At 68.5% G+C, this 14464-nt stretch carries 8 protein-coding genes and 1 pseudogene; 8 read left to right on the top strand and 1 reads right to left on the bottom strand.

All coding sequences use genetic code 11. The features are described 5' to 3' along the window. The first annotated feature begins 99 nt into the window (after positions 1-99). From proS to dnaE, 6 genes are all read left to right on the top strand, one after another. Entirely contained in the window at positions 100-1422 is a 1323-nt protein-coding gene (proS, locus tag D0Z60_RS04810; protein WP_118857198.1) for a proline--tRNA ligase, read from the top strand. Next, positions 1419-2669: a lipoprotein-releasing ABC transporter permease subunit gene (locus tag D0Z60_RS04805; protein WP_118857197.1), complete on the top strand. Its 1251-nt coding sequence runs from the start codon at positions 1419-1421 to the stop codon at positions 2667-2669. Before proS ends, D0Z60_RS04805 begins: the two co-directional genes overlap by 4 nt. Further along, positions 2662-3336 carry an ABC transporter ATP-binding protein gene (locus D0Z60_RS04800; protein WP_118857196.1) on the top strand — a complete coding sequence of 225 codons (675 nt, stop codon included), beginning with the start codon at positions 2662-2664 and terminating at the stop codon, positions 3334-3336. The genes D0Z60_RS04805 and D0Z60_RS04800 overlap by 8 nt, the downstream gene beginning before the upstream one ends. A gap of 55 nt (positions 3337-3391) precedes the next feature. Continuing rightward, positions 3392-4333 (top strand): lysozyme inhibitor LprI family protein, encoded by a 942-nt coding sequence (locus D0Z60_RS11635; RefSeq protein ID WP_162888080.1) that lies wholly within the window; start codon positions 3392-3394, stop codon positions 4331-4333. Between the two features lie 50 nt (positions 4334-4383). After that, the gene (locus tag D0Z60_RS04785) at positions 4384-5616 is read left to right on the top strand and encodes a DUF418 domain-containing protein (protein ID WP_118857193.1); all 1233 of its coding nucleotides are present in this window, start codon (positions 4384-4386) and stop codon (positions 5614-5616) included. Positions 5617-5678: 62 nt separating this feature from the next. Next, positions 5679-9122, top strand: coding sequence for a DNA polymerase III subunit alpha (dnaE, locus tag D0Z60_RS04780; RefSeq protein ID WP_118857192.1), 3444 nt, complete (start codon positions 5679-5681; stop codon positions 9120-9122). A gap of 264 nt (positions 9123-9386) precedes the next feature. Here dnaE and mtgA read toward each other — a convergent pair. After that, positions 9387-10106, bottom strand: a pseudogene (mtgA, locus tag D0Z60_RS04775) (monofunctional biosynthetic peptidoglycan transglycosylase); the annotation flags it as partial. Positions 10107-10312: 206 nt separating this feature from the next. Between mtgA and D0Z60_RS04770 the strand changes: the two are divergent. Both D0Z60_RS04770 and alaS read left to right on the top strand, forming a co-directional pair. Continuing rightward, positions 10313-11737, top strand: a complete 1425-nt coding sequence (locus D0Z60_RS04770) for a hypothetical protein (RefSeq protein WP_118857190.1) — start codon at positions 10313-10315, stop codon at positions 11735-11737. Between the two features lie 71 nt (positions 11738-11808). Then, positions 11809-14463, top strand: a complete 2655-nt coding sequence (gene alaS, locus D0Z60_RS04765; protein WP_118857189.1) for an alanine--tRNA ligase — start codon at positions 11809-11811, stop codon at positions 14461-14463. Position 14464 lies beyond the last annotated feature (1 nt).

Below are 14464 nucleotides of genomic sequence, written 5' to 3'. Positions count from 1 at the left end.
CGAGGCCACGCAGGGCAACGCAAGCGCTCGCATTGCCTATCGCCGGGACGCTCACTAGAGGAAGCCGATCCGCTGCGCCGCAACACGAAAGCCCCGCATTTGCGCCTGACCCGCTGTTTCCTGCCGGTGATGAAGGACAGCCCGTCCGACGCCCAGATCGTCAGCCACAAGCTGATGCTGCGCGCCGGACTGGTCCGCCAGACGGCCGCCGGCATCTATGCCTGGCTGCCGATCGGCTTGCGCGTACTCAAGAAGATTGAGCAGATCGTGCGCGAGGAGCAGGACAAGGCGGGCGCGATCGAATTGCTGATGCCGACGCTCCAGTCGGCCGACCTGTGGCGCCAGTCGGGCCGCTACGACGCCTACGGCCCCGAAATGCTGCGCATCACCGACCGGCATGACCGCGAGATGCTCTACGGCCCGACCAATGAGGAGATGATCACCGCCATCTTCGCCGGCGAGGTGAAGAGCTACCGCGAGCTGCCGCGCACGCTCTATCACATCCAGTGGAAGTTCCGCGACGAGGTCCGTCCGCGCTTCGGGGTGATGCGCGGCCGCGAGTTCCTGATGAAGGACGCCTATTCATTCGACCTCGACGAGGCCGGGGCGCGGCAGAGCTATTACACGCAGATGCTGGCCTATCTGCGCACCTTCCAGCGGATGGGCATCCAGGCAGTGCCGATGAAGGCCGCGTCCGGCCCGATCGGCGGCGAGCTCAGCCACGAATTCATCGTCCTCGCCCCGACCGGCGAGAGCGAGGTGTTCTACGACGCCGCGTTCGACGAGTTCGACTGGGCCCAGTCGAACCTCAGCTACGGCGACCCCGCCGGACTTGAGAGATTGTTCGAACAAGTGACCGCAACCTATTCGGCAACCGACGAAACCCACGACGAGGCGCGTTGGGCGGAGGTCGCCGAGGACCGCCGGCGCACCGGCCGCGGGATCGAGGTCGGGCACATCTTCAACTTCGGCCGCAAATATTCCGAGACGATGGGGCTCAAGGTGTCCGGTCCTGACGGATCGATGGTCACGCCGGAAATGGGCAGCTACGGGATCGGCGTGTCGCGGCTGGTCGGGGCGATCATCGAGGCGAGCCACGACGAGGCGGGGATCGTCTGGCCCGAAGCGGTGGCGCCGTGGAAGGTCGGCATCGTCACCATGCGCGGCGACGATCCGGCCTCGATCGCCGCCGCCGATGATCTCTACGCCCGGCTCATTGCCGCGGGCGTCGAGACGCTCTACGACGACCGCGACGAGCGCGGCGGGGTCAAATTGGGCTCGATGGACCTGATTGGCCTGCCCTGGCAGGTGATCATCGGCCCACGCGGGCTCGAAAAGGGCGTGGTCGAGCTGAAGCGCCGGGCAACCGGCGAGCGCGAGGAGCTCAGTGTCGACGCCGCCTTGGCGAAACTGACGGCATGATCCTCAACCGCTACGAGCGCATGGTCGCCAAGCGCTACCTCCTGCCCGGCAAGGGCGAGGGGTTCATCTTCATGGTCGCGACGATCAGCCTGATCGCGGTCGCGCTCGGGGTCGCCGCGCTGATCGTGGTGATGAGCGTGATGAACGGCTTTCGCGCCGAGCTGTTCGACAAGAGCGTGGGTTTGAACGGCCACGCCATCATCCAGGGCTATGATGGGCGCTTGTCCGACTGGCAGCGCATCGCCGTGGCCGCGCGCAAGACCTCGGGCGTGACCGAGGCCCGCCCGCTGATCGAGCAGCCGCTGATGGCCAGCGCCAACGGCCGAGTCGAAGGCGTGCTGGTGCGCGGCGTCGAAGCCGCCGACATCCCGCGCAACAAGGTGATGAACGCCAACGTCCGCTCCGGCGACATGCGCTCGATCACGCCGGGCAGCGGCCGAGTGGCGATCGGCGTTCGCCTGGCGGAGAAGCTCGGCGCCTTCCCCGGCTCCGAAATCTCGCTGATCAGCCCGGAAGGGCGCGCCACCCCGATCGGCACCGTTCCGCGGATCGTCAGCTATACCGTCGGCGCGGTATTCGAGGTCGGCATCTACGATTTCGACGCGGCGTTCGTCGTCATGCCGATGGAGGACGCGCAGACCCTGCTGATGCTGGGCGAGGACGTCGGGCTGATCGAGGTCCAGACCAGCGATCCCGACAATGTCGCCGAGATCATGGCCCCGCTCAACACCGCGGTCCGCGGCAAGGGCGTGATCGTCGACTGGCGGCAGATGAACTCGGCGCTGTTCGAGGCGCTCGAGATCGAGCGGGTGGCGATGTTCTTCGTGCTCTCGCTGATCATCCTCGTCGCGGTGTTCAACATCCTCTCGTCGCTGATCATGCTGGTCCGCGCCAAGACCCGCGACATCGCCATCCTGCGCACGATGGGCGCCAGCCGAAGCGGGCTGATGAAGGTCTACATGACGGTCGGAACGATCATCGGCAGCGTCGGCATCGTCGCCGGGCTTCTGCTCGGTGCGCTGATCCTTGCCTTCCGCCAGCAGATCACCAGCGCCTTCCAGTGGGCGACCGGCCAGAACATCTGGGACCCCTCGGTGCGCTTCCTCACCGAAATGCCGGCCAAGACGGACCCGGTCGAAGTGGCCGCGATCGTCGTCACCGCGCTGGTGCTGAGCTTCCTCGCCACCATCTACCCGGCTTGGAAAGCGGCCTCGACCGACCCCGTCCAGGTGCTTCGCTATGAGTGAGGCGGTGCTCCAGACCTCGGCGCTCAAGCGCGCGTTCGTGCAGGGCGAGACGACGATCCATGTGCTGCGCGGGATTGATCTTGCCATCCAGCCGGGCGAGATCGTCGCGCTGCTCGGGCCGTCGGGCTCGGGCAAGTCGACCCTGCTCCAGGCGGTCGGCCTGCTCGAGGGCGGATTCGAAGGCTCGATCCGGGTCGTCGGCGAGGAGGCCTCGCGGCTCGACGACGAGAACCGCACCCGGCTTCGGCGCGAGGCGCTCGGCTTCGTCTACCAATTCCATCACCTGCTGCCGGATTTCGACGCGCTCGAGAACGTCATGCTGCCGCAGATCATCCGCGGCGCCGACGACGAGGCGGCGCGACAGCGCGCGACCGACCTGCTCTCGACCCTTGGCCTTGCCGAGCGGCTGACCCATCGCCCCGCCAAGCTGTCGGGCGGCGAGCAGCAGCGGGTCGCGGTCGCCCGGGCGCTGGCCAACCGGCCGCCGCTGGTCCTTGCCGACGAGCCGACCGGCAACCTCGACGAGAAAACCGCCGATCGCGTATTCGCCGAATTCCTCGCGCTGGTGCGCGGCGAAGGCAGCGCTGCGCTCGTCGCCACCCACAACGAGCGGCTGGCGGCGAAGATGGACCGCGTCGTGCGGCTCCACGAAGGCCTGCTCGAATAGACGGAGCCGAGTCGCACCCGGCGCGTTTGGCGAGACAATGCGACGTTTCACCCCAATGACATGGATGGCCATCGCGCTTGGCGCGCTGGTCGTTATCGGCCTCCTCTATGTCTATGCGACGCGCGACGGCGGCGCCGACCAGGATAAGCTCGGCGACGACGAGGTCGCCACTGCCTCGGCGCGAAGTCCCGACAAGCGCTGCTCGTCGCCCCGCACCTACGACGCGATCAAGCGCGAGCTGTTTCGCCGCGCGGCGGTCACCCGCGGCACCGCACGCACCGCGTTCGACCAGATCTCGGCCTACTCGGCGCTTCGGGTCGAGGCGCCGTTGCTCAAGGGCACCGATGCCGATCTCGGGACGGTGCGCTGCTCGGCCAACGTCGCGCTCGACCTGCCGCCCGGCACCCAGGTGGTCGGCGGGCGGCGCACGCTCGCGGCGAGTATCGATTACAGTGTCCAGCCCGCGACCGACGGTAGCGGCGACGTGGTGATGATCGACAATGCCGACTCGATCGTCGTTCCGCTCGCGACGCTGGCGCGGACCGGCCAAGGCTCCGCGCCGATCGCCCCGCCGCCGGGCGCCATTCTGCCCCAGGCCGAGCCGGTCGGCGAGCCTGCGCCCGCCGACGGCCCGTTCCCGGCGCCGCCCGTCGCGCCGCCGCCACCGCCGCGCGCTCCGGAGGCGGCGCCGGCGCCGCCGCCACCACGCGCCGCCGCGAGCCCAAGTTTCAACTGCCGCTTCGCCCGCACCCGCGGCGAGATCGCAGTGTGCGGCGATTCGGGCCTCGCCGCGCTCGATCGCCAGATGGCATCGCAATATGTCCGGGCGGTCGGCGCCGCCTCGCCGCAGCAGGCCGCGCTGCTGCGCCGCACCCGCGGCGAGTTCCTGCGCCACCGCGACGCCTGCCCGAGCGATGCCTGCATCTCGCAGACCTATCGCGGCCGGATGCGCGAGATCGCCGACATCATGTCCGGCCGCTGGCAGCCCGGCGGCTAAGGCTTGCCACTGACCTGATCGAGGTTCACCTTGCCCCCGGGGGAAGGGGCATGGACCAGAACGCCATCGCACCGGTCGGCGAGCGCCAGCGCATTGGCGAGATCGACGTGCTGCGCGGAATCGCCTTGTTCGGCGTGCTGACGATGAACTTCGTCTACTTCGCCGGCGAGGGCCAGATCGCGACCAAGGACCAGCTCGCCGCCTTGCCGACGGCCGGGCTCGACTGGTGGGCCTATGAGTTCGTCCGGCTGTTCATCGGCGACAAGGCCAACACCGTCTTCGCGACTTTGTTCGGCCTTGGCTTCTACCTCCAGATGCAGCGCGGCGAGGGACGCCCGGGGTTCGAGCGCCGGTTTGCGCGGCGATTGTTCTGGCTGCTCATGTTCGGCATCTTCAACAGCCTGTTCCTGTGGTTCGGAGACATCCTCAATCTCTACGCGGTGGCCGGCTTCGGGCTCCTGCTGATGCGCAAGTGGCGGACCCGATCGCTGCTGCTGTTCGGGATCATTGCCGCGCTCTACAGCTATAATCTGCAGGAATGGCTGCTCGGCCGCGCCGGCATCCATCCGGTTCCCGACTCGCTCTATGGCGACCCGGCCGTGCTGCACCGCCAAGAGGTCGCGGTCGGCAACGACTATTGGTCGATCGTCACCTTGTTCGCCGAGTGGACGTGGCTTGAATGGTTGGCCGGCGGGATGATGGCGGCGTGGGTGGTCTATGCGCTCGGGCGGTTTGCGCTCGGCGCGGCGATCGGGCGCAGCGGGCTGTTTGACGACGTGCCGCGCTTCCTGCCGCTGCTGCGCCGGATCGCGGCGATCGCTATCCCGCTCGGGATCGCGCTCGGCCTCGCAATCCGCCTTGTCGTGAACGGCGACGATGACGGCGCCAGGGACATCGCCAACATCCTCCGCTCGCCGGTCGCGCTAGTCCTCGCCGCGGGCTATTGCGCCGGTATCGTCGTCGCCCTCCAACGCGGCTGGGGCAGGGCGCTGTTCGGACCGTTCGCGGCGGTCGGGCGAATGGCGCTCACCAATTATCTCGCGCAGGGCTTCATCTATGCCTTCGTGCTGTTCGGAGTCGGGCCCGGCCTCGGCCTCGCCGGACGCATCGGCAGCTTTGCGGTACTGCTCATCTGCGTCGCCTTCTTCGCCTTCCAGGTCGTGTTTTCGCACTGGTGGCTGGCGCGCTTTCAGTTTGGGCCGATGGAATGGCTGTGGCGCTGGCTGACCTATGGCGAACGGCCGCCGCTCCGGCGCGCATCGGCCGTCCCCCAAGCGGCATAAACTGGGGATAAGTGGGCCGCCCGACTGGCGGGCCGCGGCGCCATCTTCCATAGTCTGCGACGATGTCCGCCGCGCCCTATGTCCCGCTTCGAGTCTTCTCCTGCTTCACCATGCTCGACGGCGCGATCGAGCCCAAGGCGATCGCCAAGCACAGCGCCAAACTGGGCTTTCCCGCGGTCGCGCTGACCGACCGCAACGGGCTCTATGCAGCAATGCCGTTCGGCGAGGCGTGCATGGCCGAAGGTGTCCAGCCAATCGTTGGCGTGACCCTCGCCGTCGCCCGTCCCGACGACATCGGCCCGGCCGGGACGATCGACTGGCTGGCGCTGTTCGCCCAGGACGAGGCCGGCTACCAGGCGCTGTGCCGGCTGGTCTCCGCCGCCCATCTCGACCGGCCGCTGAGCGAAGAACCGCACGTCCGCTTCGAGGCGCTGGCCGACAGCTCAGGCCTGATCTGCCTGACCGCGGGCGGGGAGGGGGCGCTCGCCCGGCTGCTCGCCGAAGGCCGGGCCGCCGCCGCGCGCACCCTCGCCGAGCGGCTCGCCGCTTATTTCCCGGAGCGCCTCTATGTCGAGTTGAGCCGGCGCGGGGATGGTGTTGAGGAGGCGGCCGAGGGCGCGCTGATCGACCTCGCCTACGCGCTCGACCTGCCGCTGGTCGCGACCAATCCCGCGCAATATGCCGAGCCGTCGTTCCACGCGGCGCACGACGCCATGTTGTGCATCGCGCAAAGCGCCTATGTCGACAGCAGCGAGCGCGCGGTCAGCTCGCCCAACGCCTGGCTCAAGCCGGCCGCGGACATGGCCGAGTTGTTCGCCGATGTGCCCGAGGCGCTCGCCAACAGCGCGGTGATCGCGCGGCGCTGCGCCATCGCCGCGCCCAAGCGCCGTCCGATCCTCCCGCGGCTCAGCGATAACGAGGACGAGACGTTGCGCCAGGCGGCGCGGACCGGTCTCGCCAGGCGCCTCAGCGACGAGGTGCCGCAGGCGTATCGCGACCGGCTCGAGTTCGAGCTCGACGTCATCACGCGCATGGGATTCGCTGGCTATTTCCTGATCGTCGCCGACTTCATCCAGTGGGCTAAGGCGCAGGGCATTCCGGTCGGCCCGGGCCGCGGCTCGGGTGCCGGTAGCCTGGTCGCCTGGGCGCTGACCATTACCGATCTCGACCCGATCCCGCTCGGCCTGCTGTTCGAGCGCATGCTCAACCCCGAGCGCGTGTCGATGCCCGACTTCGACATCGACTTTTGCGAAACCCGGCGCGAGGAGGTGCTCGCCTATGTTCAGGCCAAGTACGGCCGCGACAAGGTGGCGCAGATCATCACCTTCGGGCGCCTGAAGGCGCGGGCCGTGCTCAAGGACACCGGGCGCGTGCTGCAGATGAGCTACGGTCAGGTCGATCGCCTCGCCAAGCTGATCCCCAACCACCCGACCGAGCCGTGGACGCTCGAACGCGCGCTCAACGGCGTCAGCGAGCTTGCCCAGGAAGTGCGCAGCGACCCCGACGTACGCCGCCTGTTCGAGCTGGCGATGAAGCTCGAGGGCCTCCCGCGCCACAGCTCGACCCACGCCGCGGGCGTGGTGATCGGCGACCGGCCGCTTGAGGAGCTGGTCCCGCTCTACCGCGATCCGCGCTCGGATATGCCGGTGACCCAGTTCGACATGAAATATGTCGAGGCAGCCGGCCTGGTGAAGTTCGATTTCCTAGGGCTGAAGACGCTGTCGGTCCTCAAGGAAGGCCAGCGGCTGCTCGCGCTGCGCGGGATCGAGGTCGATTACGAGACCCTACCGTGGGACGATCCCGAGGTGTTCGCCTTGCTCCAGCGCGGCGACACGGTCGGCGTGTTCCAGCTCGAATCCGAAGGCATGCGGCGCACGCTCGCGCAGGTCCGCCCGACCGGATTCGAGGACATCATTGCCCTCGTTTCGCTCTACCGCCCCGGCCCGATGGACAACATTCCAGCGTTCGGCGACCGCAAGAACGGCCGCGCCGAAATCGCCTATCCGCATCCGATGCTCGAGGAGGTGCTGAAGGAAACCTATGGCATCTTCGTCTATCAGGAGCAGGTGATGCAGGCGGCGCAGGTGCTGGCCGGCTATTCGCTCGGCGAGGCCGATTTGCTGCGCCGCGCGATGGGCAAGAAGATCAAGAGCGAGATGGACGCCCAGCGCTCTCGCTTCGTCTCCGGCGCCGGGGAGCGCGGGATCGCCGCGGCCAAGGCCAACGAGCTGTTCGACCTTATCGACAAGTTCGCCGGTTACGGCTTCAACAAGAGCCACGCCGCGGGCTACGCCTTGATCGCCTACCACACCGCCTGGCTCAAGGCGCATCACCCGGCCGAATTCTTCGCCGCTTCGATGAGCTTCGACATCCACCAGACCGACAAGCTCGCCTTGTTCGTCGAGGACATCCGCCGCTCCGGCCTCGCCGTCCTTCCGCCTGACGTCAACGCCGCCGAGGCCGCGTTCAGCGTCGAGGCCGATGGCGAGACCCTCGCGGTGCGCTACGCGCTCGGCGCCCTGAAAGGCGTCGGCGAAAAAGCGATGGAGTCGCTGGTCGAGGAGCGCTCCGCCAACGGGCCGTTCGCAAGCCTCGAGGACTTCGCCGCGCGGGTCGATCCGCGCCTGCTCAACCGCCGCCAGCTCGAAAGCCTTGCCGCCGGCGGGGCGTTCGACTCGCTGCTCAGGGACCGCGCTACCATCCACGCCGCAGCCGAGACCATCCTCGCCCACGCCGCCTCGGCCCACGAGCAGCGGACGAGCGGTCAGCACGGCCTGTTCGGCGGCGGCGGAAGCGAGGCGCTGGCGCCGATCCGCCTGCCGACCGACGCGCGCTGGTCGCTGGCCGAGGGCATGGCCGCCGAGCGCGACGCCTTCGGCTTCTATTTCTCAGCCCACCCGGTGGACGCCCAGCGCCATTTGCTCGCCGCGCACAAGGTCAAGACCTATGCAGAGCTGCCTGGCATCAGCATCCCGGTCGACGGCCGCGCCGCCGCGTCGATGGCCGGCCTGGTCGAGGAAGCGCGCTGGCGCACGTCGGCCCGGGGGCGGCGCTACATGATGGCGACGATCTCCGACTCCTCGGGTCAATATGTCGCCACCGCGTTCGACGACGAGGCGACCGACGCGCTCGAGAAGGCGGCCAAGAGCGGCGGCTGCGGGCTGATGAACGTCGAGCTCGACCGTCGACCCGGCGAAGGCATGCCGCGGGTCACCGTGAAGCGCTTCCAGCCGCTCGACACCCTCGCCCGGCGCACCCGGCTTCAGCTCCACCTCACGGTCCCCGATGCCGCCTTGCTTCCCGCCGTCGCGGCGGAGTTCGCCGGCCACCGCGGCGGCAATGGGATCGTCCGCGCCACGCTCGCACTCGGCGAGGGGCGCAGCGCGACCTTCCTGCTCGGCCAGGATTTCGCGCTCGACGCCGACCTCGCGATGCGCCTCGAGCGGCTGCTCGGCGACGGCCAGGTCGAGCTCAGCGCGCCGCCCAAGATGGCGCTGGTCGGCTAAAGCTCAGGCGCCGGGCTCGGCGCCATTCTCAGTCACCGGCTCGGCCGGCTCGGGCTCGGGCGCCGGGACCAGTACCTCGGGCGCGGGCTCGGCCGCCGGCTCGGCCGTCCCGAGCGTCTCCTCGATCACCGCGTTGAGCTCGGGCGAATCGACCGACGGCTCGGGCGGCGGCGGGGTGGTGGTCTCATATTCGTCGCCCGGCACGACGGCCGGTTTCGTCACCCTCGGCGGCGCCTTCTGCGGCGGCGCGGCGGTGCCGGCATAGACGCAGGCATCGAGCCCATCGCGCCCGACCACGCCGACGCGCGCCGCGATGGTATTGCCGTAGCGCCGGGTGAAGCCCTTGGGCGCGATCGCCCCGCGCTTCTTGGGCAGCGGCAGGACCGCCGCGATGCGCGCCGCCTCGGTCGCCGACATGGCGCTCGCGTCATGCCCGAAATAGCGCTGCGAGCCGGCGTTGGCGCCATAGGTGCCGATCCCGGTCTCGGCGACGTTAAGATAGACTTCCATGATCCGCCGCTTCCCCCACACGGTCTCGATCAAGAAGGTGAAATAGGCCTCCAGCCCTTTGCGGAAATAGCCGCCGCCTTGCCATAGGAAGACGTTCTTGGCGGTCTGCTGGCTGATCGTCGATCCGCCGCGGATCCGCCCGCCCGAGGCGTTGCGCTTGGCCGCGTCCTGGATGGCGTCCCAATCGAAGCCGCTATGGGCGCAGAATTTGCTGTCCTCGGCCGCGATCGCCGCGCGGACCATGTCGCGGTCCATTTCCGCCAGGCTCATCCAGTCCTTGTCGACCCCACGCCCGGCGACCAGATCGCCGACCATCGTCGCGGTGATCGGCGGCGGCACGAAGCGGTAGATCACTACCAAGGCGATCGGCAGCAGCAACAGCGCGAGAAACAGCTTGAGCAGGAAGCGGCCGACGCCGCCCTTGCGGGCGCGCTTGCGCTTGTAGGCGGGGATGGTGGTCGCGCGCTTGGCCATCGCCGCTGACTAGCGCGGCGGGAGCAAAAACCAAGGCCGCAGCGCCGCCTTTCGCATGAACGCCAGCTTACAGCAGCGTCGGATCGGGCCCCGGACGGGGCGAAGCGAACCGCGAAAATCTTCGGTTCATCCGCCGCACAGGCTCCAAATGCGAAGTTAGGCGTTGAAATCCCACGACATTGAAACAACCGCAGAAAGGTCACCCAATGACCCGCAAGATGCTTCTCATCGCCGGCGCCGCCGGTCTCGCCATCACCGCTCCGGCGCTTGCCGAAAAGGGCGGCAACAAGGGCGGTGGCGGCGGCCCCAAGGCCGAGCGCCAGCATGTCCAGCACGCCCAGCAGGCGGCGAGGCCCCAGCGCGCCGAGCGCCAGCAGGCCCGTCAGGTCGAGCGCGCCCAGCGCTTCGAGCAGCGCCAGTTCCAGCGCGCCGAGCGCCCGCAGCGCATGGAGCGCATCGAACGCGCCCAGCGCATCGAGCAGCCACGCTTCGAGCGGGTCCAGCGCCAGGCCGCCAAGGCCGAGCGCAAGGCCTTCGCCCGTCCCGAACGGATCGAGCGCCAGTCGGTCCGCCAGCAGGCGAAGTTCGAGCGCCAGGCCGTTCGCCAGCAGGCCAAGATCGAGCGCAAGGCATTCCAGCAGGCCGCGCGCATCGATCGCCGCGCGCTGAAGGACGAAGTCCGCTTCGAGCGCCAGATGGCCAAGGCCGCCGTGCGCCCGTTGCGCGAAGCCGCCCGCACCCGTGCCCTGGTCGGCCAGCGAGTCGCCGCCGCCGCGCTCGCCCCGCTGCCGGCGTTCTACGCCTCGCGCTACGTCGACACGCCCGATTATTACTACCGCTACGACAATGATTATGGCGCGCTCTACCGGATCGACCGCGACGACAATATCGTCCGTTCGCTGATCCCGCTGATCGGCGGCTATTCGGTCGGCGAGCGCTGGCCGGCGGCTTATGCGTCGAACTATGTGCCCAACGCCTACCAGCCGTTCTACTACGACCGGCCCGACGCCTACTACCGCTATGACGGGAATGCCATCTATCAGGTCGACCCGACGACCCAGCTGATCAGCGGCATCGTCGCCTTGCTGACCGGCCAGCAGCTCGGCGTCGGCCAGATGCTCCCGGCAAGCTACGGCGCCTACAATGTCCCGCTCGATTACCGCGCCAACTACTACGACACCAACGACTCCTGGTATCGCTACGGCGACGGGTTCATCTATCAGGTCGACCCGTATAGCCGCCGCATCGAGCAGGCCTATCCGCTCTACAGCGACGCTTATTATGTCGGGCAGGAGTGGCCCACGGCCTATCCGGACTACAACGTCCCCTACGCCTATCGCGATACCTATTACGACACGCCGCAGTACCAGTATCGCTACGCCGGCAACGGCATCTACCAGGTCGACCCCAAGACCCAGCTGATCACCGCTCTGGTCCAGCTCGTCACCGGCCAGCAATTCAACGTCGGCCAGCCGATGCCGGCCGGCTACGGGGTCTACAACGTGCCGCTCGACTATCGCGACCGGTGGGCCGACAGCGACAACGAATATTATCGCTACGCCAACGGCTACGTCTACCAGATCGACGCCGACACCGGGCTGATCGAGGACGCCTACCCGGTCCACGCCTGACGCATCGGGGGAGGGGCCCCGCGCCCCTCCCGCCTTGCCGCGCCCCGGATAGACGCATATCTGCGGGCGCCATGACTTCGACCAACGACATTCGCCGCGGATTCCTCGAATTTTTCGAAGGCGCCGGCCATACGCGCGTGCCGTCCGCGCCGCTGGTTCCGCACAACGATCCGACGCTGATGTTCGTCAACGCCGGGATGGTGCCGTTCAAGAACGTGTTCACCGGGCTCGAGACCCGGCCCGATGTCACCGCCACCTCCTCGCAGAAGTGCGTGCGCGCCGGCGGTAAGCACAACGATCTCGACAATGTCGGCTATACCGCGCGCCATCACACCTTCTTCGAGATGCTCGGCAACTTCTCGTTCGGCGACTATTTCAAGGACCGCGCGATCGAACTCGCCTGGACGCTGCTGACCCGCGACTGGGGCCTTTCGCCCGACCGCCTGACCGTCACCGTCTATCACACCGACGACCAGGCGTTTGACCTGTGGCGCAAGATCGCCGGCCTGCCCGAGAGCCGCATCATCCGCATCGCGACCAAGGACAATTTCTGGGCGATGGGCCCCGACGGCCCGAGCGGTCCCTGCTCGGAGATCTTCTTCGATCACGGCGACCATCTGCCCGGCGGCCCGCCCGGCAGCCCCGACGAGGACGGCGACCGCTTCGTCGAGATCTGGAACCTCGTCTTCATGCAGCATCTGCAGGAGAACGATGCGATCGTCGCCGACCTGCCTAAGCCGTCGATCGACACCGGCATGGGGCTCGAGCGGATCGCCGCGGTGATGCAGGGCGTCCACGACAATTACGATACCGACACTTTCAAGGCGCTGATCCACGCCTCGGAAGAGTTGACCGGCACGAAAGCGCAAGGCGAGGCCCAGCCCTCGCACCGGGTCATCGCCGACCATCTGCGCGCCTCGGGCTTCCTCATCGCCGACGGCGTGCTCCCCGCCAACGACGGCCGCGGCTACGTCCTGCGCCGGATCATGCGCCGCGCCATGCGCCACGCCCATCTGCTCGGCGCCAAGGACCCGCTGATGCACCGCCTGGTGCCGCAATTGGTCGCGGAGATGGGCCAGGCCTATCCCGAGCTGACCCGCGCCCAGCCGCTGATCGAGGCAACCCTGGCGCAGGAAGAGACCCGCTTCCGCGCCACGCTCGCCAACGGCCTTAAGCTGCTCGACGAGGCGGCGGGCGACCTCGAATCCGGCGCCACCTTGCCCGGCGCCACCGCATTCAAGCTCTACGACACCTACGGCTTCCCCTACGACCTGACCGAGGACGCGCTTCGCGCCAAGGGCATCGCGGTCGACCGCGCCGGCTTCGACGCCGCCATGGCCGAGCAGAAAGCCAAGGCGCGCGCCGCCTGGAAGGGCTCGGGCGAGCAGGCCGGCGACGAACTGTGGTTCGACCTGGTCGAGGAGTTCGGGCCGAGCGAATTCATCGGCTATTCGGGCCATGACGGCGAGGGCGTGGTCCAGGCCCTTGTCAAGGACGGCCAGCGGGTCGATCGCGCCGCGGTGGGCGACGAGGTCATCGTGCTGATGAACCAGACGCCCTTCTACGGCGAGTCCGGCGGGCAAGTCGGCGACGCCGGAAAACTGATGTCTCTCAAAGGCTTGGAAGCCGACGTTACCGACACGTCGAAGCCGCTCGGAAAACTCCACGCGCTGCATGCTCGCGTCGTGAAGGGCGAGCTGGCGGTTGGCGACGCGCTTCAACAGTCGGTTGATGTCGAGCGCCGCTCGGCGACCCGCGCCAACCACAGTGCGACCCATCTGCTTCACGCCGCGCTGCGCAACACGCTCGGCGAGCATGTCACTCAAAAGGGCAGCCTGGTCGCGCCCGACCGGCTACGCTTCGACTTCTCGCACCCCAAGGCGCTGTCGCCCGACGAGCTCGCCGCGGTCGAGGCCGAGGTCAACGCCGAGATCCGCGCCAACCAGCCGGTCACGACCCGCCTGATGACGCCCGACGACGCGGTCCAGTCGGGCGCTTTGGCGCTGTTCGGCGAGAAATATGGCGACGAGGTGCGCGTGCTGTCGATGGGCCGCCAGGCCGAGCGCCACTACAGCGTGGAGCTGTGCGGTGGCACCCACGTCGAGGCCACCGGCGACATCGCTTTGTTCAAGATCGTGTCCGAAAGCGCGGTGAGCTCAGGCGTGCGCCGGATCGAGGCGCTGACCGGGGAGGGCGCGCTGGCCTGGCTCAACGCCCGCGACGCGCGCCTGCGCGAAGCCGCCGCCGCGCTCAAGACCGCGCCCGACGACGTCCCTTCACGTGTCGCCGGCATGGCCGAAACCGTCCGCCGTCTCGAAAAGGAGCTGGCCGACGCCAAGAAGGCGCTGGCGATGGGCGGCTCGGCCAAGTCGGACGAAGCCGGGCCGGAAGAGGTCGCCGGAGTGAGCTTCCTCGGCCGCGTGGTCGAGGGCCTCGACCCCAAGGGCCTGCGCGGCGAGGTCGATTCGCTGAAGCAGCGCGTCGGCAGCGGAGTCGCCGCGCTGATCGCCGTCAACGACGGCCGCGCCAGCGTCGCGGTCGGCGTGACCGACGACCGGACTGCCGAGATCAGCGCGGTCGAGCTCGTCAAGGCAGCAGTCACGGCGCTCGGCGGCCAGGGCGGCGGCGGCCGGCCCGACATGGCCCAGGGCGGCGGCCCCGACGGCGCCAAAGCGCACGACGCGCTGACCGCGATCCGCGCAATGTTGGAGAAAGTCGCGGCGTAGC

Origin of the sequence: Sphingomonas mesophila (assembly GCF_003499275.1) — a bacterium.
Lineage (GTDB): Bacteria > Pseudomonadota > Alphaproteobacteria > Sphingomonadales > Sphingomonadaceae > Sphingomicrobium > Sphingomicrobium mesophilum.
This window is presented reverse-complemented; position numbering and strand designations above follow the sequence as displayed.

Excerpts from the sequence above, each read along its gene's own strand:
- dnaE (WP_118857192.1), top strand. The coding sequence starts at position 5,679 with ATGTCCGCCGCGCCCTATGTCCCGCTTCGAGTCTTCTCCTGCTTCACC.
- D0Z60_RS04770 (WP_118857190.1), top strand. The coding sequence starts at position 10,313 with ATGACCCGCAAGATGCTTCTCATCGCCGGCGCCGCCGGTCTCGCCATC.
- D0Z60_RS04785 (WP_118857193.1), top strand. The coding sequence starts at position 4,384 with ATGGACCAGAACGCCATCGCACCGGTCGGCGAGCGCCAGCGCATTGGC.
- D0Z60_RS11635 (WP_162888080.1), top strand. The coding sequence starts at position 3,392 with ATGACATGGATGGCCATCGCGCTTGGCGCGCTGGTCGTTATCGGCCTC.
- alaS (WP_118857189.1), top strand. The coding sequence starts at position 11,809 with ATGACTTCGACCAACGACATTCGCCGCGGATTCCTCGAATTTTTCGAA.
- D0Z60_RS04800 (WP_118857196.1), top strand. The coding sequence starts at position 2,662 with ATGAGTGAGGCGGTGCTCCAGACCTCGGCGCTCAAGCGCGCGTTCGTG.
- D0Z60_RS04805 (WP_118857197.1), top strand. The coding sequence starts at position 1,419 with ATGATCCTCAACCGCTACGAGCGCATGGTCGCCAAGCGCTACCTCCTG.